The following is a 25,502-nucleotide window of genomic DNA, read 5'->3' on the forward strand; positions in this document are numbered from 1 at the left end:
GAATCAATAAAAAATAAAGAATATAAGGGAGGCGTAATGATTTGGATTGAAATACTGGCAAGCTTCGTCATTTGGTTGACATTTTGGTCACTCATACCACGAGATGAATGGTGGTTTCGTGGTGCAGATTTTCCGCGTCTGCAAATCTTGGCTTTGGGCATATTTGCCTTCATAGGCTTAATTTTATGGAATGCTGAATGGGACTTGGCGCGTGAAATCATTTTAATTGGGTTGATTGCTGCCTTGGCATATCAATTAAAAATGGTTTTGCCTTATACCTTTATTTGGAAAAAACAAGTCAAAAAAGTTCGTTCAGACCAGTTAGATAAACAGAAACAAATTTCAATCATTGTCTCAAATGTACTTACGCCGAATACTCAATATCACTTATTATTGGCACAAATACAAAAGCATCAACCTGACTTAGTACTCACGCTAGAAACCGATCAAACTTGGCAAAATGAATTGGCAGTGATTGAAGCTGATTATCCTTATCGCGTACCCGTACCTTTGGATAATTTGTATGGGATGCATTTGTATAGCAAGTTAGAACTTAGTGAAACGGAAGTCAAATTTATTCTCAGTGATGAAATTCCTTCGATCCATACCCGAGTCACCTTAGCATCAGGAAATCAGGTTCAACTGTATTGTTTACATCCCAAACCGCCAAGTCCAACAGAAGCCAAAGATTCAACTTTACGCGATGCAGAATTGCTGATTGTGGGCGATCAGATTAAAGATTTAGATGAAAGTTGCATCGTTATGGGGGACCTGAATGATGTGGCATGGTCACGTACTACACGACTCTTTCAACGAATCAGTGGGCTTTTAGACCCGCGTGTTGGACGTCATTTCGTAAATACCTTTCATGCCAATTATCCACTGCTGCGTTGGTCGCTCGACCATATTTTTCATAGTACAGATTTTGCATTGGTACATATGGAACGCTTGCCCAATATCGGTTCAGACCATTTTCCAGTCTATGTGGTGCTGCAAACATGCAGGGTATTTGAGCAAATCCAAGAAGAATTAGAGCAAACAGATGAAGATGAACAAGAAGCGCAAGAGGCAATTCAGGAGGGTATAGAAAAAGCTGAGGAAGAGGAGAAGATTGTGACTGATGAAATCGCCCGTGATTATAAGGATGGTACGAAGGCACCTTGATTTTGTTTGATTTAAGAGAAAAGTGTAAGAAATAGCTTACACAGCTTTCGGCTTCTGACGAATGGTCAGGTCAAGTGTATTGACTTATTCTTTGTTCATCGGCACATGGAACTGGGAACGGAACATCCCACTAAGGAAGACGAAGCCGATGGAAGCATCACGGAACGGATGCAGGAAAGGAAAGCCAATAAAAAATAAAAAGAATACTTGTGAAAGCACAACCTCATAGACCCGAGTTTTGCAGGATGCAGAACTCGGGTTTTGCTTTTGTGATATAGAATTTTTTGCTTTTCTTTTGATCAATTTCTTTATACAGTGTGCCAAGAAAAAAACGATGAATTTCCAATAAAAATATAGGTATGAGACGTTCTATGCTGTACGAATGGCACCAAAAAATATTGCAGATTACACACTTATCCACCGATGCACTTTCCATTTACCTTGGCTTAATACTGTTCTTTTTTGTGGCCTTTTGCCATCACCGCCAATTGAAATCACCTTATGCGATTTGGACGGTTGTGGTCGTCGCAGTGGGATTGGAATTGTTTAATGCACGCCATGATATTTTAGATAGAGGTTATTGGCGTATAGGGCAAAGTTTGCAACATATTTTGAATGTCTTGTTACTGCCGCTAATCCTCTGGTTAATGGCTCGATACCGTGTGTGGAAGGGCTAAGTGGAAGCGCGAAATTGAAGGGCTAAATAGTAGGGTTGAATCACCATTGAGTCATTCATAATAAAAAAGGATATTGTGCATTTCACAATATCCTTTCTAGATGCAGATCTAGTTGCTGAATTAAAAATATTTCCAGAGCGTTATCCTGCACAGCAAAGATCTATGGAGTGTAGTCAATCAAGCTGAATGCTGAGAGACCACCTGCGTATACAACTCCAAAGTCTGGTCACACATCTCTTTTAAACTAAACATACTGATAGGCTGCACGTGTTGTGGTTGGTCTAAATGCAACTTTAAAGTGTCGAGTAATTGTGTTTCATCATCGACAGTGACTAAACCTTGCGAATAGACATTCGATAAAATTTCAGCTACGCCACCACGGTTCCAACCAATCACAGGTGTACCGACAGACAGTGCTTCGAGTACAGTCCGTCCAAAGGTTTCCGCTTGGCTCGACAAAGATAAAACCAAATCGCTAAAAGCTAACCATTCACGGATATCTGAACGGTGACCGACAAAAGTAATCCGATCACTCAGTCCTTTCGCCGCAATGCTGTCTTGCATTTCTTGTAAATAAGCTGCTTTTTTCGGATCTGCACCACCGACCACCACCGCATGTACGTCGGGATACTGTGTTCGTAGCTGTTCCATTAAATGGATTAGGGTTTCATGACCTTTCAAACGGGTGATACGGCCTGGTAAGCATATCAGACGCTTATTTTCTAGTTCAGGGAAGTCTTTTAGGGTTTGATTGAGCCACTGTGCTGAGGGTTGATAGCCATGTGGAAAAGCAGCAGGGTCGATGCCACGATAAATACGCACAATGTCCTTGGTAGGACAGTTTTTGTAGTTGTCCGTGATGTATTTGACAACACTATCCGAGACCGCAATGACTTTTTCAGCCTGCGTCATGATTTGGCTGTAGCGATTTATCGAATAAAAGCCATGTACAGTTGAAATCAGGTGAGGTCGTTTGTTTGCAGGAATCTCTTTGAGGGCAAAATGCGTGAGCCACGCGGGGACACGTGAGCGCACATGCACGATATCTGGTTGATGTTGCTCAATCAGTTTACGTAGAGGACGAATTTGCCATAAGCTTGATAAGGCTTTTTTATGGATTGCGAGCGTGAGATGAGTTGAGCCTTCGGCTTCCAATTGAGTCACCATACGGCCACCATTTGAAACCACTAAGGACTCATGACCGGCGGTCACTAAAGCACGAGCTATTTCTAAGGTTCCTCGCTCGACACCACCACTGTTCAATTCAGGTAAAAGCTGCATCACTTTCATAGCATTTCTCTTTTTTATGTGCTGAGTTGAACTCAATAGATTTTGTCATAGCCTTGTGGGCGGGTTTTAAAGCGGCGATGGAACCACATGTATTGTGTCGGTGCGATTCGCAGCTGATTTTCAATAATTTTATTGGTTCGAATAGCATCCGAAACTTCATCGTCACTCGGAAAATTGTCCAAAGCAGGTTCAATCAATACATGATATTGAGGGTTGCTGATGTCGCCGTCTCGATAAAAATACAACGGGATCGCCTCGGCTTTAGCAATTTTTAATAAGCGACGATGTGCAGTAACAGTGGCTGCTGGAGTACCAAAAAATGGTGCCATGACCCCTTGTTTTAAACCAAAGTCTTGATCGGGACTGTACCAAATGGCATGGCCATTTTTCAGATTACGAATCAAGCCACGCATATCATCATGGTCGATTTGGTTGGCATAGATGGTGGCACGGCAACGCACAATCAACATATCCAACAGCGGATTATTTTGCGGACGATAAACCACATCCGGTTCAAAGAACTGTGCGCATAAATAGCCACCTGCATCGAGCAGGGTAGAATGTGTGCCGAGGAGCAAAATACCTTTGCCTTCAGCTTGTGCATTTTGAATATGTTCTAAGCCTTCAATTTGCACCCGATTTTTGAACCACTGCGGGCTGTACCATGCATTTAAGGTTTCAAAAATGCCAATCATTTGGTCGATAAAAACCTGTCGTGCATTGGCCTCAACTTGTTCTGCCGTCCATTCAGGAAAGCAAACTTCCATGTTGCGAATCGTGGTTTTACGACGTGACTTAAGATTGTTAAATGCAACAGAACCGAGGAGTTGCCCAAGTCGATACTGAACTGCCCATGGAAGAATCGCCAAAATCATAAGAAATACAATCCCTATCCATATTCCCCAATACTGAGGAAGTAAGAAAGACCATTGGAATTTTCCGGGTTGATATGTTGGCTTTTGACTCATAGGGCTAAATCAAAGATTAAAAAATAGGGTTCAGTTTAGCATGAAGCTGAATTGAAAGAGAAAGTTCAACCTCATGCTGCGCTAGACTTAACCTTTGACTAAACCGCCATCGACAATCAAATTCTGCCCGGTGACCGCACGTGAGTATGGGGATAAGAACATCATGATGGCCGCAGCAAATTCTTCAGGCGTGGTCACTGTGCGTAAAGGTGTTGATGCCGCGATTAAATCAAACACGGCATCGGGCGTCGCTTTACTGGCATCGGTGCTTTGTAATAAGCCACCTGAAAGCATATTCACATTAATCCCAAACTCACCCAGCTCATGCGCCGCTGTGCGAGTGAAGGCCAAAAGTGCCGCTTTTGCTGCAGTGTAGTCGTGGTAAGGCACGACAGGGTTTTGTACCAAGTTGGTGCCAATATTGACAATGCGACCAAAACCCTGTGCTTTCATCTTGGGAAGCGCCGCTTGCGTGGTGTTGAGTGCAGCGACGACTGCGCCATCAAACTGTTGCTGTAAGTGCTGTGCAGTCAGTTCTTCCATTTTAGGACGGGCATCGCCATTAAATTGAAAATGGATGAGGGCATTATTCACGACAGAGGTGATTGCGGTACCAAAATGTACTTCCGCCGCCGCAAAAAGCTGTTCTACTTGAGCTTTATCGGTGACATCTGCTTGATAGGCAAACACTTGCTGAGGAAATGCGGTCGCCAACTGTTCTGCTGCAGTTTGACTGGATAGATAGTTCACGACCACGCGTGCGCCTTCAGCAATTAACGTTTGGCTAATTGCCAAACCGAGGCCACGTGCGCCCCCTGTAACCAAGACAATTTGATCTGAAATTTGCATGCTCGTGACTCAATCTTATGTTGAACGTCACCATAGCAAGCTTTTCACATTAGCGGAATCGTCTTTACAAACGCTGTATGCTCCAATTTAAAACAGCGTCATTTAGGTTAGCCATCCAGTCGAGTCATATGACATAAAAAAAGCCGTATCGAAATACGGCTTTTTCTGTATGGAATCTTTGTGGACTTAGCCTTTAGCAAGTGTTTCTAGCTCATCTAGACGTTCCATTTTTTCCAGCATTTCGTCATCAATTTCAGCTAGACGCTGTGATGCTTTGGTCGCAGCATTAGCGTCAGTCATAAACCAAGAACCGTCAGCTAATTTTTCAGACAATTCAGCTTGCTCTTGTTCCAATGCTTCAATTTCAGTCGGCAGTTGTTCTAGGGCACGTTGGTCTTTATAGCTGAGCTTGACTTTTTTAGGCACCGCAGCGGCAGCCGCTGCTTCGGCTTTAGCCATGGCTTTTTTCACATCGCTTTTTTGATCCACGACAGTTTGGTCAGGACGCTGTTCCAAATAGTCTTGGTAACCTCCGATGTATTCATCGATTTGACCTTTACCATCAAATACCCAAGTCGAAGTCACCACGTTGTCCATAAAGGCACGGTCATGCGAAATCAGTAACAGTGTGCCTTTGTAAGCGCTGAGCATTTCTTCCAACAGTTCAAGCGTCACCATATCCAAGTCGTTGGTCGGTTCGTCCATCACGATAAGGTTCGATGGTTTTAGTAGAAGCTTAGCCAACAGAATACGGTTACGCTCACCCCCAGATAGTGCTTTAACAGGTGTACGTGCACGTTCTGGAGAGAATAAGAAGTCTTGTAAATAACTGTAGATGTGACGACGGCTACCGTTTACATCGACATGGTCTGAGCCTTCGGAGACGTTATCTTTCACTGATTTTTCAAGATCAAGTGCATTTCGAAGCTGATCAAAGTAAGCAACTTCAAGCTGTGTACCTGTTTTCACTGTACCAGTATGTTCTTGCTCACCCAAAATAGCTTTGATAAGAGTGGTTTTACCCACGCCGTTGTCACCGACCAAACCGATCCGGTCACCACGTAACACCAGTGCCGAAAAATCTTTAATGATTGGCGCGCTGTTGCCAAATTGCACAGCTAAGTTTTCAATTTCAAAGACCACTTTACCTGAGCGCTGCGCATCTTGCGTTGCCATGCTCACTTTACCTTGTTGGGAACGGCGCGCTTTAGACTCTTCACGCAATGCTTTTAAGGCACGAACACGACCTTCGTTACGGGTACGACGCGCTTTAATGCCCTGACGAATCCATACTTCTTCTTCAGCGAGTTTTTTATCGAATAGCGCATTTTGCTTTTCTTCAGCTTCCATTTGCTGAGCTTTGAGTTCGAGGTAACGTGAATAGTTGCCTTCATAGCTACGCAAAATGCCGCGGTCAAGTTCCACGATACGAGTCGCAATATTGTCGACAAATGACCGGTCATGCGAAATAAACAACAGAGTTAAGTTGTTTTGATCGAGTAAGAATTTTTCGAGCCATTCAATACTTTCAACGTCCAAATGGTTGGTCGGTTCGTCGAGTAGCAATACATCGGGCTGCGTTAAGAGAGCACGTGCCAATAGAACACGACGCTTACGACCACCAGACAAATCTGCAAGGTCAGCTTCTGGGTCTAGGCCCATTTTACTGAGGATGGCATTCACTTTAGTTTCAAGTGACCAGCCATCCATTTGATCCATCTGATGTTGTAGGTTACCCATGCGCTCACAGGCGTCCATATCGCCGAGTACGCAGGCTTCGCTGGCTTCATGATAAGCACGTAGAACAGTTGCAGCTTCACCAGCACCATCGGCTACAATATCAGCGACTTTGCCCGAATCCATGGGTACATCTTGCGCAAGCATTGAAATCGTAATGCCATTTTGCAATGAAACTTCACCGCCATCTGGCAATAAAGTTCCCTCAATCAGTTTAAGTAAAGTAGACTTACCTTCACCATTACGACCGATTAGACATACTCGCTCGCCACGTTCTAAACTGAAGTTCGCGCCGTCGAGTAGGGAAGGTCCGCCAAACGCAAGCTGGACGTCCCTTAAGGTAATATAGGCCATAATGTTTCCTGAAATCTTATATGAGGAGTGTAAATTGACTACACAACAAAATCTTGATGAACAGGCGTCATTTTCCGCACCCATTGAAGATTTGCAAGTCCGAATTGCATTTTTAGATGATTTAGTTGACCAACTGAATGATCAAGTTGCGCGTCAAAACGCCGAAATCGCTGATTTAAAGAAACAAATGCAGATGTTGTATCGTCGTATTGAATCGGCAGATTTATCTGAAGGTATTGCGGCATTTGACCCAATGACCAACCGCCCACCGCATTATTAATGTCACTATTGAATGACAGGTAGATGACGAATCAGCGCCAAAGCTGTGGATTGGTGTAAATTTATTTGACCTTTTGCAGCGTGACAGGTCTAATGCACCGCATCTGCTGATCGAAACCCATTATTTCATCTCATGAGTCAAAAAGTTGTCCTGCTAGATTTGGAAAATAACCAGCCCACAGCAAATCTATTGCGCAATATCATTGAGCATTACAGTACTTTGTATGTGTTTAGCTGCAGCGGAAAATTTGAATATGCACTTGAAGATTTGACTGAAATTGCAGGGTGGATTGCGAGTGGTCAATTGGTGGTTTTGGATATTCCAGAAACGCCGCAAAAAGAATTTGAATATGCGGTGATTGTGGGGCAACTGATGGCCTTGATGGATCTAGATTCGCATATTGAAGTCATTTCAGCAATGTCTGATATTGAATTACTGATGGAACAATTGGATGGCTCTGGACTCAGTGCACATCTCATTCAAATTCAGTCAGAACAAGAAGTTTCACATAAAGTGAAGTATAAGATTCCTGACCTAGAAACCATTCGGAATAAACCTGATTTATTACTGATTAAACACTATTGTGATGGTCTGGAAAAACTCAGTGGCAAGCCAAACAGTTTGGATAAACTGAAAAACTCGCTGATGAATATTTTGCAAGTCTCTAGCGAAAAAGCTCAGCATTTGGTCGGTATGTTGATCAATCTAAAAATCGTCAAACGCTTTGATGAGCAGATTTCGATTCGAAAAAAAGTACTCAAACAATGGGTGCAGCTAGATTTAAATGCGACTGCTGAAACAGCATTGCCCATCAAAACAGACCTGAATGCATTTTCTGCTTCACTCGAAGATCAAACCTCAAATACTGATGATACGGCATCGATGATTCAGGCTGCACAGCAAGGCTTATTTAAAAATTTCAATAAGATTGATCCTGTGCAAATGGAAGTGATCCGAAAATTGCATGAATTAAAGTCAGATAAACCAAAAGATATCTACGCCTTACGTGATTTATTGGAGCAAATGTTCCCACAATCTGATGTTCGACTATTACTTAAAGAGTTGATCGAAAAAGGATATATCTATTGGAATGGTCACGAAGTGCTGTATAGCCACGAGATGTTCCTGAATTAATTTTATCGAGTGAACTTGCGTTTTATATTGCGCTTATGCAACTCTAATAAAGGAATATAAAGGTTGTGCTATGGAAAATACTGGAATCTGGGTTACCGTTTTTATTGTGGTCTTTGTACTTGGGTCGATTTTTGGACTTCGAGTAAATCCTAGAGAAAAAGCCTTGGGCATTATGCGCGAGAAGGCGCGTAAGATGGGGCTGCACCCACGTTTAGTGGCTGCACCTGCTTGGACCAAGATTCCAATGGCTTCTGAAAAACGTGCCAGTATGGTGGCGTATTACAGTGTGCTGATTCCAGATGCGCGTTTGCCTTTAATGCGTGCTTTAGTGGTCGATGACAAACTTGAACTGGTACATGGTGATGACAAGTTCAAGGATTTAGCCATTACATTAAAGGGCATTTATGCTATTGATATGCAGGCAAACTGTGTAGGACTCTATTGGAACGAAGAATCTGACTTAAGAGCCACACAGCTTGAAGATATGAAAGCATTTTTACATTCATTGGCTGAACTTTAAATTTTAAAAAACCTATTAAACAGGAATGATGGTTAACTATGGCGAACGCTCCTCGGTCCACATCTAAAAGTACCACAGCAAAATCTGCCGATGCTGGGAAAAAGCGTGCGTTAGTGATTGTGGAATCGCCTGCAAAAGCGAAAACAATCAATAAATATTTGGGCTCTGATTACATCGTAAAATCATCGGTGGGTCATGTCCGTGATTTACCTACAGGCGGCTCGAGTAAAACAGCAGAGAAAAAGCCAGTAACTCGTGCGAAATTAACTGAAGCTGAAAAAGCCAAAAAAGCACAAAAAGCTTTGGTTAATCGTATGGGTGTAGACCCTGAAAATGACTGGAAGGCACAGTACGAAGTCCTACCGGGTAAAGAACATGTTGTTGCGGAACTGAAAAAGCTTGCATCGCAAGTTGACGAGGTCTATCTCGCAACGGATATGGATAGGGAAGGAGAAGCAATTGCTTGGCATTTAAAAGAAGTAATTGGCGGTGACGACTCACGTTATCAACGTGTGGTGTTCAACGAAATTACCAAAAATGCCATCCAAGAAGCGTTTAAACATCCTTCTCGCCTGGATACAGATAAAGTCAATGCTCAGCAAGCCCGTCGTTTCCTCGACCGTATTGTGGGCTTTATGATCTCGCCACTCTTATGGGAAAAAATCGCCCGTGGTTTATCGGCAGGTCGTGTGCAATCTGTGGCTGTTAAACTTGTGGTTGAGCGTGAACGTGAAATTCGTGCCTTCGTTCCAGAAGAATTTTGGCAAGTTTTTGCAGATACCAAGTCGAAGAAAGACGATATCCGCTTAGAAGCGGTGAAGCAAAATGGCAAGACTTTAAAACTGCACAATAAAGCTGAAACGGATGCTTTACTGAACCTGATTAAAGATGCCGACTACACAGTTTCAGCACGTGAAGACAAACCAACCAAGGTTAATCCAAGCGCGCCTTACATCACGTCTACATTGCAACAAGCAGCAAGTACACGTTTAGGTTTTTCTGTGAAGAAAACCATGATGTTGGCACAGCGGTTATATGAAGCCGGCTTTATTACCTACATGCGTACAGACTCAACATTCTTGAGTGATGACGCTGTAAATATGGTTCGTGGTCATATTGAAACTGAGTTTGGTCAAAAATATTTACCGGCTAAACCAAATCGCTACGGCAATAAAGCTGGTGCGCAAGAAGCCCATGAAGCGATTCGTCCATCAAATGTCGCGCTAAAAGGCGATAGTTTGGTGGGTGTAGAGCGTGATGCACAGCGTCTTTATGACTTGATCTGGCGTCAGTTCGTTGCATGTCAAATGACCCCTGCAGAATATTTATCATCAACGATTTTAGTCAATGCCAATGGCGTCGAACTCAAAGCCAAAGGTCGTACATTGGTCTTTGATGGTTTCACTAAAGTGCGTGGCCAAAACAAATCGGATGATGATGTACTGCTTCCTGCTGTAAAAGTCGGTGAATTACTGAAACTTGAAAAATTAGACCCATCTCAACACTTTACTAAACCACCTGCGCGCTTCACTGAAGCATCATTGGTCAAAGAGCTTGAGAAAAAAGGGATTGGTCGTCCATCGACGTATGCTGCGATTATCTCAACCATTCAAGACCGTGGTTATGTGAAGCTCGATAACCGTCGTTTGTTCGCCGAGAAAATGGGTGAAATCGTGACAGACCGTCTCGATGAAAACTTCAATAACTTGATGAACTATGCATTTACGGCAGATCTTGAAGGTCAGCTAGATAAAGTCGCCGATGGTGATCGTAACTGGAAAGAGTTACTCAATAGCTTCTACGGTGATTTTAAAACACGTTTAACCACAGCTCAGGGTGAAAATGGCATGCGCCGTAATTTACCTGTAGAAGTGGATGCTGTGCACTGTAAAGAATGTGATCGTCCGATGCAGATTCGTACAGGGACTACAGGCGTGTTCTTGGGTTGTTCCGGTTATAACTTACCTCCAAAAGAGCGTTGTAAGGGGACTTTGAACCTAACACCTGTAGAATCATTGGCTGCACTGTCTGACGATGACTCGGCAGAAACAGCAGATTTAATGTCGAAAAAACGTTGTCCAATCTGTGAAACAGCCATGGATAGCTATGTGATTGATGGCGGCCGTAAGTTACATATCTGTGGTAATAACCCAGACTGTGCTGGTTTTGAGCTTGAAGAAGGTGAGTTCAAAATCAAAGGTTATGATGGCCCAACCATTCCGTGCGACAAATGTGATGGCGAAATGCAATTGAAGACAGGCCGTTTCGGTCCTTACTTTGCATGTAATAGCTGTGACAATACGCGTAAAGTGTTGAAGAGTGGTCAGCCTGCACCTCCACGTGTAGATCCGATTAAAATGGAACACTTACGCTCAACCAAACATGATGACTTCTTTGTCCTTCGTGATGGCGCAGCAGGTTTATTCTTAGCTGCAAGTAAGTTCCCGAAAGTACGTGAAACTCGTGCACCGAAAGTGGCTGAACTACGTTCTGTCGCAGATCAGTTGGATGCAAAATATCAGTTCATCTTACAAGCACCAGATGTCGATCCTGAAGGAAACCCAACATTGGTGAAATTCAGCCGTAAAAACCAAGCACAATATATTGGTTCTGAAAATGCTGAAGGCAAACAAACCAAATGGTCTTTGGTGTACCAAGACGGTAAGTGGGTTGAGGCTTAAGCTTTAAAACCAATAAAATGCTGACTTCGGTCGGCATTTTTTATGTCTTTTGATCAAGGATTTTTTAAAGTAAGTAATCGATTGAGCTTTTAAATTGACCAAGACATTCTACGAATGTTCTGTTTTAATTCTGAAAATAAACGCTAAAAATTAATTGAGATCTTGGGGAATGTGGAAAAAAATTCGGGTACTGTGCTTATTGCTGATTTTATTGGTTGTCGCAGTCAATGCCTATAAAGACAAAAATCAAGACTGGAGTAAACCGATCTTTGTATTGTTACATCCAATTAATGCTGATGGTCGAGAGAGCACACAAGCTTATATACAGCAGCTTTCTGTCAATGATTTAAACGATGTTCAACAATATTTACAAGCGACAGCACAGAAATACCGAGGGCAACCGACTTATGTGTATTTTAAGTTAGGTCGCGAGCTGAAAGTTTTACCTCCCAAAGTACCCAATGACGCCGGTATGTTGGACGTTATCTTATGGAGTTTGAAATTCCGCTACTATGCTTGGCAGCAGCATGAAAATGTAGATGGTGTTTCGAGTGTCACGCTCTTTCTAAATTATTACGATCCGACCCAAACCAAAGAACTTAAACATTCCACAGCTTTGGAAAATGGTCGAATTGGATCGGTGAATTTATTTGCATCGAATAAACAGACAGCGCAGAATAAAATCGTTTTAGCCCATGAGTTATTACACGCTTTTGGTGCAACTGATAAGTACGATTTGGCCACAGGTCAGCCAATCTTCCCTGTCGGTTATGCAGAACCCCAAAGGCAGCCTTTGTTTCCACAAAGAAAAGCTGAACTAATGGCGGGGCATATTCCTACCTCACAGACGCAAAGTAAAATGCCTGAAGATTTAGCTGATACTGTGGTGAATGACATCACAGCGATTGAAGTGGGATGGAAAAAATAATGTGGATAAAACCTATCTTATCCACAGTCTAAGTCAGCAGTGTGGATAAGATTTGGACTTTTCTTTCATTTTTCTTCATCATAAAGTTGCATAATCCATTGAATAACGAATAACTTGAGAAAAAACATGAGAACAGTAGGCAACGATTTAATTCGCAGTCAGCTCCATGAAAACCGTAAGTGGTATCTCGGTTTAGGTGCTTTATTGGTGGTCTTCGGATTGGTCCTTTTGGCAGCTTTGCCATTTGCGACACTTACGGTGATTTATATTTTTGGTGTGCTGATGATGTTAGGTGGTGTAATCCACTTCGTCGCGGCATTTAAAATTTTTGAAGGCGGCTACCGCTGGTTCTGGGCACTATTTGGTGTGCTGTATTTGGTCGCAGGCTATTATGCATTTACAACGCCTGTCAAAACAGCCATTGTCCTGACTAATTTATTGGCGATTATCTTGATCATTGCAGGGGTCATTCGTATCTTTAATGCTGTGCTATTTCGAGCATTTCAAGGTTGGGGATGGACACTATTTTCAGGTCTATTGACCTTGATTACAGGTGTGATCATTTTGATGTCGCCTGATGCGCCATTTTGGGTATTAGGATTATTCTTGGCGGTTGATATTTTATTCCAAGGGGTCAACTACCTTACTTTGGCTTCTTATATTCGACGTGAAGTGCCGAAAAGCTCGGCAGAGCAGTAAGCTGCTTGCGGATCCGATAAATAAAAAAAGAGTGCTGAGGCACTCTTTTTTTATTCACTTTTAATATGTACAACCCGTTAAGGTTTCACGCTATAGCGGCTACTAATGGCGATACGATTGCATGTGTTAATGACAATCGCGAGCCATTCAATTGCACTGATTTGATCATCCGTTAAAAAGGGTAGAGCATCTTCATAAACTGCATCGGGAACTTGGCCTTCGGCAATCAATGTAATTGCTTCGATCAAGCTTAAAGCAGCACGTTCTTTTTCATCGTAGTACGCAGTTTCACGCCATGCATTGAGTAGGCTAATGCGTTCAATACTTTCACCTGTTTTAAGTGCATCTTGCGCATGCATGCGAATACAGAATGCACATTCGTTGATTTGGGATGCACGTAATTTCAGTAAATGGGCTAAACCTTCACTTAGGCCAGACTCATTTATTTTTTGCATTGCCAGTGCATCAAGTTCTGCAACTTTTTTATACAGTTCTGGTGCAGACTGACCTAGATTGATTCGTGACATTTTGAGCCTTTCTGATGTTTTTAGATATACCTGCTATTTTAAAACCGTTATGGTTGAGGACAAGTTTTATTTTGAGCATTTAGATGACCACTTTTGTTCTTGCGCCCGATTCATTTAAAGAAAGTATGAGTGCTCAACAAGCCTGTGATGCGATGCAACGTGCAATTTTAAAGCTCATACCTGATGCAAATGTCATCGCTGTGCCAATGGCAGATGGCGGTGAGGGAACTGTAGATGCGTTACTCAGTGCTTGCCACGGTCAAAAAGTGCCGATAGCGCTTACAGGTCCTTTGCCCAATCAACGTGTGACGACGTATTTCGGTTTGATTGACGGTGGGAAAACTGCGGTGATTGAAATGGCAAAAGCCAATGGTATTCATCTTGTCGATATGGCTCAGCGAAATCCTTTACTGACATCAACTTATGGTACGGGCGAAATGATCAAGGCTACTCTAGACTTTGGAGTAAGTAAAATTATCATTGGCTTGGGCGGGAGTGTGACCAATGATGGCGGTGCAGGTATGGCACAGGCATTGGGGGCGCAATTTTTAGATGAAAATGGCTTGGAAATCGCAGTTTGTGGTGGCAATCTTCATCTCATTCAAACTCTTGATCTTTCCCAACTCGATAGCCGTTTATCTCAAACAGAGATCATCATTGCCAGTGATATCATTAATCCGCTGTGTGGTGATAATGGCGCATCCCATATCTTTGGCCCGCAAAAAGGCGCAACGCAGGAGATGGTGCGTCAGTTAGATCAGAAGCTCAGTCATTATGCCGATGTGGTTGAAACGACACTGGGTTGTGCTTTACGTGATGTCGCAGGTGCAGGTGCTGCAGGTGGATTAGGTTTTGGGCTGATGGCTTTTGCGGGTGCATCGATGCAATCAGGTGTGGAATTGGTCATTGAACAATGTCAGTTGAATGAAAAAATAGCACAGGCAGACTATGTGCTGACAGGTGAGGGAAAAATTGATCAACAAACCAAGCTAGGTAAAACGCCTTTTGGCGTGGCACAGGTCGCAAAAAGTTTAAATAAGCCCGTGATTGCTTTTGCTGGTGTGGTTGGTGAGGATATCGCGGAACTCTACGATTTAGGTTTCACACAGATTGTTGGGATTAATCCACCAGATTGTAAGTTGGAAGATGCATTAAAAAATGGTGAGAGAAATTTAGAAAGGTGTTGCAAGAATGTGGTTAGGGTTATTAGATGAAAATAGAGTGTTATAAGGGACTGAAATTTTAGTAATAATTTTTTATAATAAAAGACTAATAACTTTGTTTATTTTGTACTATTGTTTCTCTTCAATCATTAAACAAATTAAATTTATGAAACCGATAATAATTCTCTCAATAGTGTTTATGAGCACATCGATTTATGCAGAACGAATTTCTGAAGCGGAATTTAATGTAAATTATAAAAATTATAAAAATGAACTTGCTAGTGATCAGGCAGCTCTAAAGAAGTTAAGTTCTGAAAGTTCGTTTGAGGCAACTGTAAAAAGCAATTTATTAACATGTAAAGTTTGGGACTCAAAATTAGCAATAGATTTCTTTCATAAGTCATTTTTCACTCAGCTCCAAGTTATAAATTCCAGCAATTAGATTGAATCTTAATGCTAGTCTTTTGCCTCGATTGCGATATCGCTCAGCAAGAATTTTGAAGGTTTTCAAACTGCCAAATACATGCTCAATTCCAATTCTTCTTTTATTGATTTCCTGATTATAGATTTTTAGTTCGGAATCCAGTTTACAGCGCTTCTTTGCTTTTAATGGCAACAAGCTATTTGGATACACTGTATAAATTCCCTGATAACCCTTATCCGCAAGGATAAATGCACCTGCAGGAATCTGATTCAAGTTACGTTTGAAGAGTTCGAAATCATGTACGGCACCACGACTCGTACATAAACTCAGGATTTTTTGAGTTTGATAATGAATGATGGCCTGTACTTTGAAAGTGTGGGTCTTTTTCTTGCCGCTATAGCTTTTCTTCTGTTTTTTTAGGCCTTTGGATTGGAATTTCTGTGGCATCCACGATCACAACATTCCAATCGATGCTTTCGCCCTCGGGTAAATCTTTGGGTAAATTAAAGAGATTGGACCGAATCAGGCAGTCTTCAACATGACGGACAATTCTTGAGGCTGTGGGCTCTGAAACCCCGTAGCTCGTCGCAACGTGAAATAAGGTTCGGTATTCCCGCCAATAGCTTAGACAGAGCAGAACCTGGTCTTCCAGGCTTAACTTGGGCGGTCTGCCTTTGGCAGGGACATGTTTCTTCAATTGCTCAACCATCAAATAGAAAGTTGACCATGAGATGCCTGTGTATCGCTTGAACTGAGGATCAGAAAGCTTGTTTGAATCGATGTATTTCATCCGCAGATTATGCACGAATGCTAAGAAATCCGGAGTGCAAATATTAACCAAAAAGAAGATCGTTTTTTGATTTATGAAAGAGATCTAATGTATAAATTAGCTTTAGAAAATAAACAGATTCAAGATGCTGGGCATCTAGCAAATAATTTGAAAAATGAAATATTACCTTTTCAACTAGCAATTCAGAATTTATCAGGAACGACTTTTGAAAAAAACTGCGAAACTATTGAAAAACTTTCGATAGCAAGTGGCATTATTAAATGAAATTAATTCTATAAAGTGTTGCACTTTGTTGGTAATCAAGATTTCTTACTAGATTGTAAAACTCATAATTTATCTATAGCTCTGTTAAACTACCAACTCACATAGCACGATGAGACACCATGAGTTTAGCCAACCTGATTGATGAATTAAATCCTCAACAAAAACAAGCCGCAACAACAGAAGCACAGCATAGCTTGGTTTTGGCAGGAGCAGGTTGTGGTAAAACCAAAACCATCGTGGCGCGTGCAGCTTATTTAATTGATCAAGGCGTGCCTGCCAATCAAATTCAAATTTTGACTTTTACTCGCCGTGCAGCCAGTGAAATTGTCGCTCGTGTGGAGCTGGCTCTGGGTGAGCAAGCCAAAGGGTTACGCGCATCAACCTTTCATACTTTTTGTATGTACCTATTGCGCCGCATTCCAAAAGCCTTTGGTCTAGAACAGTTTTCGATTATTGATCGTGATGATCAGCTCATGATGTTCCGCCTGATTCGTGGTCGTGATGATAAGAAAAACCCGAACCACTTGCCCAAGCCGAAAGAACTCTGTGATCTGTATTCCTTTGCGCGGAATACGCGTCAAAAACTCAGCATTGCCATGGAAAAGCAAATGCCTGAGTACTTTGCGTTAAAAGATCAAATCGCGGATATCATGAAAGAATACGAAGCTCGTAAACGTGCGCGTAGTTTTTTAGATTATGACGATATCTTGGCGATTGTGGCGAAAGCCTTGGCGGAATCAGATGGATTGGTCGATTATGTCGCTTCGATTTGTCGCCACATGTTGGTTGATGAAATGCAGGATACCAATCCGCTGCAATGGGCGTTACTTGAGCCACTAAAAGAACGTGTCAGTTTGTTCTGTGTCGGCGATGATGCACAGTCCATTTACGGCTTCCGTGGTGCAGACTTTGAAAATATTCATCATTTCAAAGAGCGTGTACCCGACGCACAGATTTTCAAACTCGAAAAAAATTATCGTTCAACCCAAGAAATTTTAGATCTGTCGAATTGGTTGTTGGATGAAAGTGAAATTAAATATGACAAACGCCTAGATGCTTATCGTGGTGAAGGGATTAAGCCGAAAATGCATATTTTCCCGAATGAGTTTGATGAAGCCAAATGGATTGCCATTGATATTAAAGAGCGTCATTACCTCGAAGGCAGCAAATGGTCGGATCATATGGTGCTTGTGCGTTCAAGCTTTGCTGCTCGTCATATTGAAGCAGCCTGTATTGCCGCAAACGTGCCGTATCGCTTTATTGGCGGAATGAAATTACTTGAAACAGCCCATGTCAAAGACTTGCTCAGTGTGCTGCGTGTAGTGGCCAATCCTTTAGATGATATCGCGTGGATGCGCTTTTTAACCTTGTGGAATGGTGTGGGTGATGTCGGTGCGAGTAAGTTATCGCAGCAGATTTTACTTGAGCCAGAAATGCAAGCCATTGCAACCAAGTTGGAAAAATTTGGCAAAGTGCCTGACCAAGCGATTCTGATGATGAAGCAAATGTCGGTGTTGAAAGATCAGGTCAAAGAATGTGTAAGCTTGGCTGTTCAAGCGATTTCTGAGCAGCTGGAAGAGAACTATAAAAAAGATTGGAATCGCCGTGTCGGTGATTTTGATCTGGTGAAACAATTGGCATCCAAACATACGCAGTTGAGTGAATTCTTAGAAGAATATGTCCTTGATCCAGTTTCCATTTCTGAAATTGAACGCCAATCTGACAGTGATGTCGTGACGTTAATTACTATTCATTCGGCAAAAGGAACGGAGCAAAAAGTCTGTTATGTGGCGAATGTGACACCAGGGCAATACCCGCATGCACGTGCTCAGGGTAATTTCGATGAGGTGGAAGAAGAGCGTCGCGTGTTATATGTGGCGCTGACACGTGCGCAAAATGAATTGATTTTGACTAAGCAAAACTTGAACCACTGGGCACGTGAAACTGTGGATGAGCAAGGGCGTAAAGTAGAAAGTTATTTTATGAATGATTTAACTCGAAATTTATGTAGTTTGGAAACACACTATAAAACCCGTCAGCAAACCGTAAAAAGTGCGTTAATCGAAAGAAAATCGATTAATTTAGATTTTGGTATCGATCTCGATTAAAATAGATTTTTGACGTGATTTACACGCAAGTTAAAAAGCAAAATAGACAAATGCTTTTTGATGATGCTGTCTATTTGGAAGATTGAATGAAAATTTTAGTACGTAACTTAGAGCGTTCAGTTACTGAAGCAGAATTGGTTGAACTGTTTAAACCATTTGGCGCAGTAGAGTCTGCTGTTGTTGTTATGGATGCAAGCACAGGTAAATCGAAAGGGTTTGGTTTTGTCGAAATGCCAAATGGTCGTGAAGCTGTAAAAGCGATTAAAGGCCTGAATACTTTGAAAGTCAAAGGTGCGGGTATTCGCGTAAAAGCGGCTGAAGATAAGCCTAAAGCATAAATTCAAAAAGGAGCGTAACGCTCCTTTTTTTATCGGTGATCTATGAAAAAATGCTACTCAGCTTTGTCTATTGTTGCGCCATCTGGTTCGAACATTGCGTGTGGGCTTAAAACGCTTGAAGTCCGCTCATGGCAGCCCGAACATTTGCCTTTAAAAGATTTAGTGATCGTGGAAAATCAACGCTACTTACATGAAAGCGGAGATGAAGATATTGGACGTGCAGTGGCGAAGGTCGATGTATATGACGTTCATGCATGGACTGAAACAGAGGTAGAGCAAGCGCAGGCGACATATTGGGCCGCAGGGTACTGGGCTTGGCGTCTGGAAAATATCAGGATGATTGATTGGGATATGCCTGTTCCTGCCAAGCGTGACATTTATTTAATTGAAATCGATCATCCATAATATTTATTGTGAATTTCCTAAAAATCCGTTTAAGCTTATTCATGTAGAAAAACGCCAAAATTTAGGGAATTGTTCATGTCTCGTGTTGCTCGCTTTCATGCTGATCGTACCAATCAAAAGTTATATTTTACCCGTCTTGCATGTCAGCAAGCTGAGCAGACCGATCATGTTCAACAAGCTCAGGCTTATCGCGAAGCAGCAGTTTTTCATTTGCATGGTGCAGTACTTGCGTTTTTACAAGAGTTGGTGCGTTACTATCGTTTAAATGATCCTGCGCCCACGTTAAAGTCGATTGAAACGCTGATGGCTGAAAAAGGTCAGGTATCACCTGAAGTGACTGTTATGCAGCAATTGGCAAAGCAGGGCTTTATTGCAGAGCTGAAACGCGCACATCGTATGTGTCAATATGCACCTGAACCGTCTGCACCAGAGCCAGAAGATGAAACGTCTTCAAATTTAATTATTAAAGTTACCCAAACACCGCAAGCATGGTTGCCAGATACCGCTATTTTGCGTGAATGGCATCGTGATCTAACTCAATTAATTGATGGATTTCGTAACGAGATGGTGGAGTTCTAATTGGACTATTGCTACTTGAAATAAATTTATTTAACCCGATATAAGATTATCTAAGTAATACAAAGTGCAGATGCCTTTATCACCATGTTGCGCATGGAGGGATATATGTCTATAGAACAGTTGAAAGAACTCTTTGGGAACCAGGAAGCAATTTTAGAGCTGGTTCAATTGGAAGGTGGTGAGTTGGCATTGCGTAATGCAGGCTCAGAAAAAGAGCCTTTGGTGACTATCCAATTCAATGAAGAATTACGCAATATTTTGGGCGATCAAATGAGTGTGATCGCTCAGCAAATGATTCAGGCTGCATTGTTTGGTTTGTTAGAAAAACAAGTGGATGAATGGCATGCCGAAGTGGTTGATGAAAAGCCCAAATATATGAGCTAATCATATAGCTGCTGACTTTGCGGATCATGATAATGAAAACGCACCTTTCGGTGCGTTTTTTTATGCCCAAAATGACACTTAGACTGTGCCCAGTTCAGTAGGTGAGATCAGTATCGAACCTAAAAATACAATAAAGACCCCGATGAGCTGTAAGAAAAAAGGATTTTTGGCATCTTGCCAATACAGAATCAGAAAGACGATGGAAATGGGATAAAACAATAGACAGCCCAGTCCCCATAAAATACTGGTTTTAAATGCAGCGATGAGAAAGCCCAGACCGCCAATTAAAATAATGGCAAGGCCTAAATAGAGGATGTACATGTTTTTCTCGTTTCTTGTTTGAAGTATTTAACATGATGCTTCGTTTGGTGCTAATTTTATCAATATATATTTTAAATTCAATTATTTGTAATTTTGAAAATGCTGAATTTTATCAGTTTAAAAAAGGCGATGCTTAAATGCATCGCCTTTTTTGTATCGCCCCTAAGCGTTTTATTTAGGCACTTAGTGTGTCGGTGTTTGATGATGGGCAATTTGGATTTGATTTAAAATATGATTGCTCATATTTTTCGCCATTTCCTCTTTGGCATAATAAACCTCACCGACATTGTCGCGACGAATGACTTCAGCTTCTTCTTTGCTTTCCGCACAAACCAATACTTGGATAGACGGATTCAGCATTTTGGCAATGTCGACAATTTTATGAATATCTAAAATATCCATAGGTGAAATGACCAAAAGGCGTGCGTGTTGAATATGGGCTTGAATTAAAACACCCGGTTCTGTTGCTACACCAGATACCGCAGCGATGCCTTTTTCCCGCAAGTTTTCCACGATTTCACGGTTTTCTTCAGCAATAACCACTTTAATATTTTCATTCATTAATTCGCGGGTAATACGACGACCTACTTCACCATGACCAATCAGCACCACCTGATCACGCAGATAATCCTGTGAGACCTCATCCGGCAACATGGCTAATGGGTCACTACTACGTTCCAGTAAACGGGCCAAATTCGAGCGCTCACGGATGAGTCGCTGCATAGGCTCGATTGCAGAAAATATAAATGAATTCAGCGTAATCGAGATTAAAGCGCCTGCCAGTATCAGATTTTGACCTTCCATGGAAAGGAGGTTTAGAGATACACCTAAGGTCGCCAAAATAAATGAGAACTCACCAATCTGCGCCAAACTCGCCCCAACGGTTAATGCGGTATTGATGGGGTAGCGGAAGAACAATACCAATGCCATTGCAGCGATGGTCTTACCAATCATGATAATACCGACCACAGCTAAGACATGAAGCGGTTGTTCAATCAAGATCCGTGGATCAAACAGCATGCCAACGGAGACGAAAAACAGAATCGAAAAAATTTCACGAAGCGGAAGGGTTTCTTCTTCTGCACGGTGACTAAAGTCAGACTCTTTGACCACCATGCCGGCAAAAAATGCGCCCAGTGCCATGGATACACCAAATACCTTGTAGGCACCAAAGGCAATAGACACGGCTGCTGCAACCACGGTGAGCGTGAATAATTCACGTGAGCCTAAGCGTGCAACCACTTGCATAATCATTGGCACTAAACGTTTACCAATGATCAGCATGAAGGCAATAAAGCCAGCAACTTTGAGTAAAGTTAGACCTAAGGTCAGCCAAATATTTTCATCAGCACTGCTTTCTGTGAGCGGTTGGCCGCCAAGCAGTACGGCAGTAGCAGGCAGAAGGACGAGGACCAAAACCATCACCAAGTCTTCAACCAAGAGCCAACCCACGGCAATTTTACCATTGACGGAGTTGAGTAAGCCTCGATCACCTAAGGCTTTGAGTAGAACGACAGTACTTGCACACGACAAACTTAAGCCAAACACTAAAGCTGAACCCATGCTCCAGCCCCAAAGCGTGGAAATTCCCATACCGAGTAAGGTCGCCACTGCAATTTGTAAAATGGCACCGGGGAGGGCAATACGACGGACTTGCATCAAATCATTGAGTGAAAAGTGCATACCCACGCCAAACATCAGGAACATGACACCGAGTTCGGCCAACTGGTTAGCGAGATGGATGTCACCAACTACTCCAGGCGTATTTGGGCTAATAATAATACCGGCAATCAGATAGCCGATGAGGGGAGGAAGTCGCAGGCGCGCAGCTATATAGCCAAAAATTAAGGCAAAACCAAAGCCAACAGCAAGTAATATTATGAGTTCTACATCATGAGGCACTAAAAACTCCTTAAGCCTAAGTTAAGGGTAAAAAAGACAAGCACAAAAAGTGCCAAAAGCATTTTGAAAGTTTAGCAATTCGAATAAAAAAAATGCAAAAAAAAACGACCTAAGCAGGTCGTTTTTTTCAAAAAACTAAAATTATTTGATTTTAGCTTCTTTGAAGATTACGTGTTGACGGATTTTTGGATCAAATTTTTTGATTTCCATTTTTTCCGGCATAGTACGTTTGTTCTTAGTGGTAGTGTAGAAATAACCTGTACCAGCAGAAGAAACTAGGCGAATTTTATCACGCATGTTCGTAGCTCCTTAGATCTTTTGACCTTGAGCACGTAGGTCAGCAACAACCTTTTCGATGCCCAATTTGTCGATAATACGCATACCTTTAGTAGTTAGACGAAGACGTACGAAACGTTTTTCGCTTTCTAACCAAAAACGGTGGTGATGCAGGTTCGGCTCGAACCGGCGTTTAGTTTTGTTGTTGGCGTGTGAGACGTTGTTACCAACGACTGGACGCTTGCCGGTAACTTGGCAAACCTTAGACATGGTGTAACTCCATTGATTTAGCCAACAGCAAATCTGTATGGCCAGTCAAAAAAAACATTGAATTCATTCAAGGGGCGTTTTATATCAAAAATGCGCTTAAAAGACAAGCGATTTTGCATAAAACGAACGATCACCTAGTGTGATCGTTCATGCCTTGATCGTTTATCGAAGAAGTGTCTTCGAAATCAGTTTGTGGATCGGCTTATTGAACGGTGGAAGAATGAATTTCAAACTATAGAGTTTTGGATTCGACATCACCGAGCGTTCATGCGACAAACTGAAGAAACCTTCTGGACCATGATATTTCCCCATACCCGAAGCCCCCACACCGCCAAACGGCAGGTCATCTTGAGCAACATGGGTTAATACCGTGTTTTGTCCGAAATGTCCTGAATGGGTACGTGTTGCGACATAGTCGGCACGTGCCTGATCAAAGTCGAAATAGTATAAAGCAAGTGGACGAGGACGGCTATTAATAAAAGCAATAACCTCGTCAATTTGATCATATTCCATGATCGGAAGGATCGGACCGAAAATTTCATGCTGCATAATTTGCATGTCTGGAGTGACACCCGTTAAAACAGTCGGTGCAATTTTACGTACAGCGTCCACATCTTCATTTTGTGGGTTAAAACTGATGATTTGTGCGTCTTGATCACGCGCATCTTCTAAATAACCTTGTAGGCGGTTGTACTGCTTGTCATTAATAATCGAGGTGTAGTCCTGATTTTGGGCAATACTTGGGTACATGGCTTCAACGCACACTTTATAGTGATCTAAAAATTCAGCTGTTTTACCACGAGGTAAGAACACATAGTCAGGTGCAACACAAGTTTGACCTGCATTCCAAAGTTTACCAACCGCAAGACGCTGTGCGACATCTGCAAGGTCAATAGACGGATGAACCAATACAGGTGACTTTCCGCCTAATTCTAAAATCACCGGAACTAAGTTTTCAGACGCTGCCGCCATGACGGTTTTACCGACATTGGTGGAGCCAGTAAAAATCATTTTGTCGAAGGCAAGGTGACTAAACGCATCTGAAATTGGGCCACCACCGTTGACGACTGCGACCAATTCTTGAGGAAATGCTTCTGCGAGAGCTTTTTCTAGCACATCACCGAATGCCGCAGAGGCACTCGAAATTTTGATCATGGCATGGTTGCCCGCAGCCAAAGCACAAATCAGTGGGCCTATAGAAAGAAGCAGTGGGTAGTTCCATGGCGTAATAATGCCGACGACACCAAGCGGTTGATATTGCACCCATGCTTTTGCAGGTTGATGAATAATTCCGACATGGCGTTTGGATGGTTTCATCCAGTCTGTCAAATGCTTGCTATAATATTTGATGTGTTCAAGACATGTGAGCAACTCACCAATCTTGGTTTCACCAATAGAACGGTTACCATAGTCTTGATTAATTGCATCAGCAAATTGATCTTGATACTTAACTAAGATACGCTTAAGCCGAGCCAAACGGTCAATACGTTCCTTCGCTGTAGGCAATGGGTAACGTAAATACGCTTGTTTCTGCTGTTCCAACATATTGTTGAGATGCTGGTGATCAAAAGAATGTGGTGTCATTGAAGTTGTTTTTGTCTGACTATTCATGTCGCACGACCATATCCAAATTAGCGATTAATTAATTTTTAGAGCAAATACTCTAAATAGTCAAGTTACTTTATGTGTTAGTGTTCTAATGCTTTGAAATAAATGGTTGTTTTAGGATGTCTCACACCAAAACCTTAAAAACGAAAGAACGTATTTTGCAGCTGAGTTTGCAGTTGTTTAATGAGCGTAGCGAGCGTTCAGTGACAACCAATCATATTGCTGCTGAACTGGGAATGAGCCCAGGTAACTTGTATTACCATTTCCGAAATAAAAGTGAAATTATTAAGGAATTAATGGAGCAATATCAGCATGAAACGCTAGAAATGTTAGCGCTTCCTGATGATCGTCAGCTTGATGCCAATGATAAAATTCGCTATTTCCAAGTGTTAAGTAGCCAATTATGGGCTTATCGCTTTTTACATCGTGATGTTTATCACTTGGTCGAAAATAATGAAGATTTCCGCAAAATGTATCCACGTTTTGCCGGTCAAGTCATGCAACAAGGGCAGAAAATTTATCGTGCCTTTGTTGACGCAGGCTTAATGCAGATGACCGATTCTGAAATTGAGGCCTTAACCATTAACTTGTGGATCGTGCTGACCAACTGGACCAACTTCCTTTATATGTCTGGCCATATTACTGACTCAAACACTTTGGAAGAAAAATGGGTGTGGCAAGCACTACGACAAATGGTGTTCTTAGAAGGTGCATATCTACGTGGTGAAAGCCGTGAAACCTATGAGCGATTGCTCGAAACTTTAGGGCCGTCGGACTTATTTGCAAGTCTTTCAAACGCAAAGCATCAGGTTACTGAATAAGACTATTTAGTCTGGCTTTAAAAAGCGTTAGAATACTCGGC

Annotated in this window: 28 protein-coding genes; 16 read left to right on the forward strand and 12 right to left on the reverse strand. The window is 42.1% G+C overall.

The annotated features are described in order from the left end of the window. Positions 1-36: 36 nt before the first annotated feature. The gene (locus FTT72_RS01945; RefSeq protein ID WP_180177770.1) at positions 37-1,164 is read left to right on the forward strand and encodes an endonuclease/exonuclease/phosphatase family protein; all 1,128 of its coding nucleotides are present in this window, start codon (positions 37-39) and stop codon (positions 1,162-1,164) included. 371 nt (positions 1,165-1,535) lie between these two features. Further along, complete coding sequence (locus FTT72_RS01950; protein WP_257233389.1) at positions 1,536-1,841, forward strand: hypothetical protein; 306 nt, start codon at positions 1,536-1,538, stop codon at positions 1,839-1,841. 177 nt (positions 1,842-2,018) lie between these two features. Here FTT72_RS01950 and FTT72_RS01955 read toward each other — a convergent pair whose 3' ends face one another. The 4 genes from FTT72_RS01955 to FTT72_RS01970 form a co-directional block, all read right to left on the reverse strand. Then, positions 2,019-3,131 (reverse strand): glycosyltransferase family 4 protein, encoded by a 1,113-nt coding sequence (locus FTT72_RS01955; RefSeq protein ID WP_180177772.1) that lies wholly within the window; start codon positions 3,129-3,131, stop codon positions 2,019-2,021. Positions 3,132-3,163: 32 nt separating this feature from the next. Then, positions 3,164-4,099, reverse strand: a complete 936-nt coding sequence (gene lpxL / locus FTT72_RS01960) for an LpxL/LpxP family Kdo(2)-lipid IV(A) lauroyl/palmitoleoyl acyltransferase (protein ID WP_180055618.1) — start codon at positions 4,097-4,099, stop codon at positions 3,164-3,166. Between the two features lie 87 nt (positions 4,100-4,186). Next, the gene (locus FTT72_RS01965) at positions 4,187-4,948 is read right to left on the reverse strand and encodes a 3-oxoacyl-ACP reductase (RefSeq protein ID WP_180007158.1); all 762 of its coding nucleotides are present in this window, start codon (positions 4,946-4,948) and stop codon (positions 4,187-4,189) included. Between the two features lie 186 nt (positions 4,949-5,134). Continuing rightward, positions 5,135-7,039, reverse strand: a complete 1,905-nt coding sequence (locus FTT72_RS01970; RefSeq protein WP_180005288.1) for an ATP-binding cassette domain-containing protein — start codon at positions 7,037-7,039, stop codon at positions 5,135-5,137. 34 nt (positions 7,040-7,073) lie between these two features. Between FTT72_RS01970 and FTT72_RS01975 the strand changes: the two genes are divergently transcribed. The 6 genes from FTT72_RS01975 to FTT72_RS02000 all read left to right on the forward strand — a co-directional run bounded on the left by FTT72_RS01975 (position 7,074) and on the right by FTT72_RS02000 (position 13,281). Further along, entirely contained in the window at positions 7,074-7,319 is a 246-nt protein-coding gene (locus tag FTT72_RS01975; RefSeq protein ID WP_078189840.1) for a SlyX family protein, read from the forward strand. Positions 7,320-7,451: 132 nt separating this feature from the next. Next, positions 7,452-8,453: a hypothetical protein gene (locus FTT72_RS01980; protein WP_180062920.1), complete on the forward strand. Its 1,002-nt coding sequence runs from the start codon at positions 7,452-7,454 to the stop codon at positions 8,451-8,453. A 70-nt stretch (positions 8,454-8,523) separates the two neighbouring features. After that, positions 8,524-8,973, forward strand: coding sequence for an ammonium transporter (locus FTT72_RS01985; protein ID WP_180005286.1), 450 nt, complete (start codon positions 8,524-8,526; stop codon positions 8,971-8,973). Positions 8,974-9,011: 38 nt separating this feature from the next. Further along, on the forward strand, positions 9,012-11,654 hold the full coding sequence (gene topA / locus FTT72_RS01990) for a type I DNA topoisomerase (RefSeq protein WP_180005285.1): 2,643 nt from the start codon (positions 9,012-9,014) through the stop codon (positions 11,652-11,654). 169 nt (positions 11,655-11,823) lie between these two features. After that, a complete protein-coding gene (locus tag FTT72_RS01995) occupies positions 11,824-12,582 on the forward strand; it encodes a hypothetical protein (protein WP_180106018.1) in 759 nt (252 codons plus the stop codon). 126 nt (positions 12,583-12,708) lie between these two features. Then, a complete protein-coding gene (locus FTT72_RS02000; protein ID WP_180021110.1) occupies positions 12,709-13,281 on the forward strand; it encodes an HdeD family acid-resistance protein in 573 nt (190 codons plus the stop codon). 77 nt (positions 13,282-13,358) lie between these two features. Here FTT72_RS02000 and FTT72_RS02005 read toward each other — a convergent pair whose 3' ends face one another. Then, positions 13,359-13,808 carry a carboxymuconolactone decarboxylase family protein gene (locus tag FTT72_RS02005; protein ID WP_180177773.1) on the reverse strand — a complete coding sequence of 150 codons (450 nt, stop codon included), beginning with the start codon at positions 13,806-13,808 and terminating at the stop codon, positions 13,359-13,361. An 83-nt stretch (positions 13,809-13,891) separates the two neighbouring features. Between FTT72_RS02005 and FTT72_RS02010 the strand changes: the two genes are divergently transcribed. Continuing rightward, positions 13,892-15,022 carry a glycerate kinase gene (locus tag FTT72_RS02010; RefSeq protein ID WP_180177774.1) on the forward strand — a complete coding sequence of 377 codons (1,131 nt, stop codon included), beginning with the start codon at positions 13,892-13,894 and terminating at the stop codon, positions 15,020-15,022. Positions 15,023-15,371: 349 nt separating this feature from the next. Here FTT72_RS02010 and FTT72_RS02015 read toward each other — a convergent pair whose 3' ends face one another. Both FTT72_RS02015 and FTT72_RS02020 read right to left on the reverse strand, forming a co-directional pair. Beyond that, the gene (locus tag FTT72_RS02015; RefSeq protein ID WP_039254797.1) at positions 15,372-15,842 is read right to left on the reverse strand and encodes an IS5/IS1182 family transposase; all 471 of its coding nucleotides are present in this window, start codon (positions 15,840-15,842) and stop codon (positions 15,372-15,374) included. Then, entirely contained in the window at positions 15,790-16,185 is a 396-nt protein-coding gene (locus FTT72_RS02020; protein WP_180177775.1) for a transposase family protein, read from the reverse strand. Before FTT72_RS02020 ends, FTT72_RS02015 begins: the two co-directional genes overlap by 53 nt. A gap of 87 nt (positions 16,186-16,272) precedes the next feature. Between FTT72_RS02020 and FTT72_RS02025 the strand changes: the two genes are divergently transcribed. The 6 genes from FTT72_RS02025 to FTT72_RS02050 all read left to right on the forward strand — a co-directional run bounded on the left by FTT72_RS02025 (position 16,273) and on the right by FTT72_RS02050 (position 20,263). Then, positions 16,273-16,449, forward strand: coding sequence for a hypothetical protein (locus FTT72_RS02025; RefSeq protein WP_180177776.1), 177 nt, complete (start codon positions 16,273-16,275; stop codon positions 16,447-16,449). Positions 16,450-16,568: 119 nt separating this feature from the next. Next, positions 16,569-18,557: an ATP-dependent helicase gene (locus tag FTT72_RS02030; RefSeq protein WP_168377891.1), complete on the forward strand. Its 1,989-nt coding sequence runs from the start codon at positions 16,569-16,571 to the stop codon at positions 18,555-18,557. Positions 18,558-18,643: 86 nt separating this feature from the next. Next, a complete protein-coding gene (locus FTT72_RS02035) occupies positions 18,644-18,895 on the forward strand; it encodes an RNA-binding protein (RefSeq protein ID WP_078189697.1) in 252 nt (83 codons plus the stop codon). Between the two features lie 42 nt (positions 18,896-18,937). After that, positions 18,938-19,300 (forward strand): ASCH domain-containing protein, encoded by a 363-nt coding sequence (locus tag FTT72_RS02040; protein ID WP_180048843.1) that lies wholly within the window; start codon positions 18,938-18,940, stop codon positions 19,298-19,300. 75 nt (positions 19,301-19,375) lie between these two features. Beyond that, positions 19,376-19,879, forward strand: a complete 504-nt coding sequence (locus tag FTT72_RS02045; protein WP_078189695.1) for a DUF6586 family protein — start codon at positions 19,376-19,378, stop codon at positions 19,877-19,879. 105 nt (positions 19,880-19,984) lie between these two features. Beyond that, positions 19,985-20,263: a hypothetical protein gene (locus FTT72_RS02050; RefSeq protein WP_078192732.1), complete on the forward strand. Its 279-nt coding sequence runs from the start codon at positions 19,985-19,987 to the stop codon at positions 20,261-20,263. Positions 20,264-20,341: 78 nt separating this feature from the next. Here FTT72_RS02050 and FTT72_RS02055 read toward each other — a convergent pair whose 3' ends face one another. The 5 genes from FTT72_RS02055 to FTT72_RS02075 form a co-directional block, all read right to left on the reverse strand. Further along, complete coding sequence (locus FTT72_RS02055; RefSeq protein ID WP_078192731.1) at positions 20,342-20,584, reverse strand: hypothetical protein; 243 nt, start codon at positions 20,582-20,584, stop codon at positions 20,342-20,344. A 183-nt stretch (positions 20,585-20,767) separates the two neighbouring features. Continuing rightward, positions 20,768-22,486 (reverse strand): cation:proton antiporter, encoded by a 1,719-nt coding sequence (locus FTT72_RS02060; RefSeq protein WP_180177777.1) that lies wholly within the window; start codon positions 22,484-22,486, stop codon positions 20,768-20,770. A 141-nt stretch (positions 22,487-22,627) separates the two neighbouring features. Next, positions 22,628-22,783: a 50S ribosomal protein L33 gene (gene rpmG, locus FTT72_RS02065; protein WP_001205031.1), complete on the reverse strand. Its 156-nt coding sequence runs from the start codon at positions 22,781-22,783 to the stop codon at positions 22,628-22,630. Positions 22,784-22,795: 12 nt separating this feature from the next. After that, complete coding sequence (gene rpmB / locus FTT72_RS02070; protein WP_000048256.1) at positions 22,796-23,032, reverse strand: 50S ribosomal protein L28; 237 nt, start codon at positions 23,030-23,032, stop codon at positions 22,796-22,798. A 162-nt stretch (positions 23,033-23,194) separates the two neighbouring features. Beyond that, a complete protein-coding gene (locus FTT72_RS02075; RefSeq protein ID WP_180177778.1) occupies positions 23,195-24,643 on the reverse strand; it encodes a coniferyl aldehyde dehydrogenase in 1,449 nt (482 codons plus the stop codon). 116 nt (positions 24,644-24,759) lie between these two features. Here FTT72_RS02075 and FTT72_RS02080 point away from each other — a divergent pair, with 116 nt between their 5' ends. Beyond that, a complete protein-coding gene (locus tag FTT72_RS02080; protein ID WP_168377888.1) occupies positions 24,760-25,461 on the forward strand; it encodes a TetR/AcrR family transcriptional regulator in 702 nt (233 codons plus the stop codon). The last annotated feature ends 41 nt before the right edge of the window (positions 25,462-25,502 follow it).

Source organism: Acinetobacter sp. YH01005, assembly GCF_013420465.1.
Lineage (GTDB): Bacteria > Pseudomonadota > Gammaproteobacteria > Pseudomonadales > Moraxellaceae > Acinetobacter > Acinetobacter amyesii.

Coding starts and splice junctions, on each gene's coding strand:
- FTT72_RS01945 (WP_180177770.1), top strand. CDS start 37: ATGATTTGGATTGAAATACTGGCAAGCTTCGTCATTTGGTTGACATTT.
- FTT72_RS01950 (WP_257233389.1), top strand. CDS start 1,536: ATGCTGTACGAATGGCACCAAAAAATATTGCAGATTACACACTTATCC.
- FTT72_RS01955 (WP_180177772.1), bottom strand. CDS start 3,131: ATGAAAGTGATGCAGCTTTTACCTGAATTGAACAGTGGTGGTGTCGAG.
- lpxL (WP_180055618.1), bottom strand. CDS start 4,099: ATGAGTCAAAAGCCAACATATCAACCCGGAAAATTCCAATGGTCTTTC.
- FTT72_RS01965 (WP_180007158.1), bottom strand. CDS start 4,948: ATGCAAATTTCAGATCAAATTGTCTTGGTTACAGGGGGCGCACGTGGC.
- FTT72_RS01970 (WP_180005288.1), bottom strand. CDS start 7,039: ATGGCCTATATTACCTTAAGGGACGTCCAGCTTGCGTTTGGCGGACCT.
- FTT72_RS01980 (WP_180062920.1), top strand. CDS start 7,452: ATGAGTCAAAAAGTTGTCCTGCTAGATTTGGAAAATAACCAGCCCACA.
- FTT72_RS01985 (WP_180005286.1), top strand. CDS start 8,524: ATGGAAAATACTGGAATCTGGGTTACCGTTTTTATTGTGGTCTTTGTA.
- topA (WP_180005285.1), top strand. CDS start 9,012: ATGGCGAACGCTCCTCGGTCCACATCTAAAAGTACCACAGCAAAATCT.
- FTT72_RS01995 (WP_180106018.1), top strand. CDS start 11,824: ATGTGGAAAAAAATTCGGGTACTGTGCTTATTGCTGATTTTATTGGTT.
- FTT72_RS02000 (WP_180021110.1), top strand. CDS start 12,709: ATGAGAACAGTAGGCAACGATTTAATTCGCAGTCAGCTCCATGAAAAC.
- FTT72_RS02005 (WP_180177773.1), bottom strand. CDS start 13,808: ATGTCACGAATCAATCTAGGTCAGTCTGCACCAGAACTGTATAAAAAA.
- FTT72_RS02010 (WP_180177774.1), top strand. CDS start 13,892: ATGACCACTTTTGTTCTTGCGCCCGATTCATTTAAAGAAAGTATGAGT.
- FTT72_RS02015 (WP_039254797.1), bottom strand. CDS start 15,842: ATGCCACAGAAATTCCAATCCAAAGGCCTAAAAAAACAGAAGAAAAGC.
- FTT72_RS02020 (WP_180177775.1), bottom strand. CDS start 16,185: ATGAAATACATCGATTCAAACAAGCTTTCTGATCCTCAGTTCAAGCGA.
- FTT72_RS02025 (WP_180177776.1), top strand. CDS start 16,273: ATGTATAAATTAGCTTTAGAAAATAAACAGATTCAAGATGCTGGGCAT.
- FTT72_RS02030 (WP_168377891.1), top strand. CDS start 16,569: ATGAGTTTAGCCAACCTGATTGATGAATTAAATCCTCAACAAAAACAA.
- FTT72_RS02035 (WP_078189697.1), top strand. CDS start 18,644: ATGAAAATTTTAGTACGTAACTTAGAGCGTTCAGTTACTGAAGCAGAA.
- FTT72_RS02040 (WP_180048843.1), top strand. CDS start 18,938: ATGAAAAAATGCTACTCAGCTTTGTCTATTGTTGCGCCATCTGGTTCG.
- FTT72_RS02045 (WP_078189695.1), top strand. CDS start 19,376: ATGTCTCGTGTTGCTCGCTTTCATGCTGATCGTACCAATCAAAAGTTA.
- FTT72_RS02050 (WP_078192732.1), top strand. CDS start 19,985: ATGTCTATAGAACAGTTGAAAGAACTCTTTGGGAACCAGGAAGCAATT.
- FTT72_RS02055 (WP_078192731.1), bottom strand. CDS start 20,584: ATGTACATCCTCTATTTAGGCCTTGCCATTATTTTAATTGGCGGTCTG.
- rpmG (WP_001205031.1), bottom strand. CDS start 22,783: ATGCGTGATAAAATTCGCCTAGTTTCTTCTGCTGGTACAGGTTATTTC.
- rpmB (WP_000048256.1), bottom strand. CDS start 23,032: ATGTCTAAGGTTTGCCAAGTTACCGGCAAGCGTCCAGTCGTTGGTAAC.
- FTT72_RS02075 (WP_180177778.1), bottom strand. CDS start 24,643: ATGAATAGTCAGACAAAAACAACTTCAATGACACCACATTCTTTTGAT.
- FTT72_RS02080 (WP_168377888.1), top strand. CDS start 24,760: ATGTCTCACACCAAAACCTTAAAAACGAAAGAACGTATTTTGCAGCTG.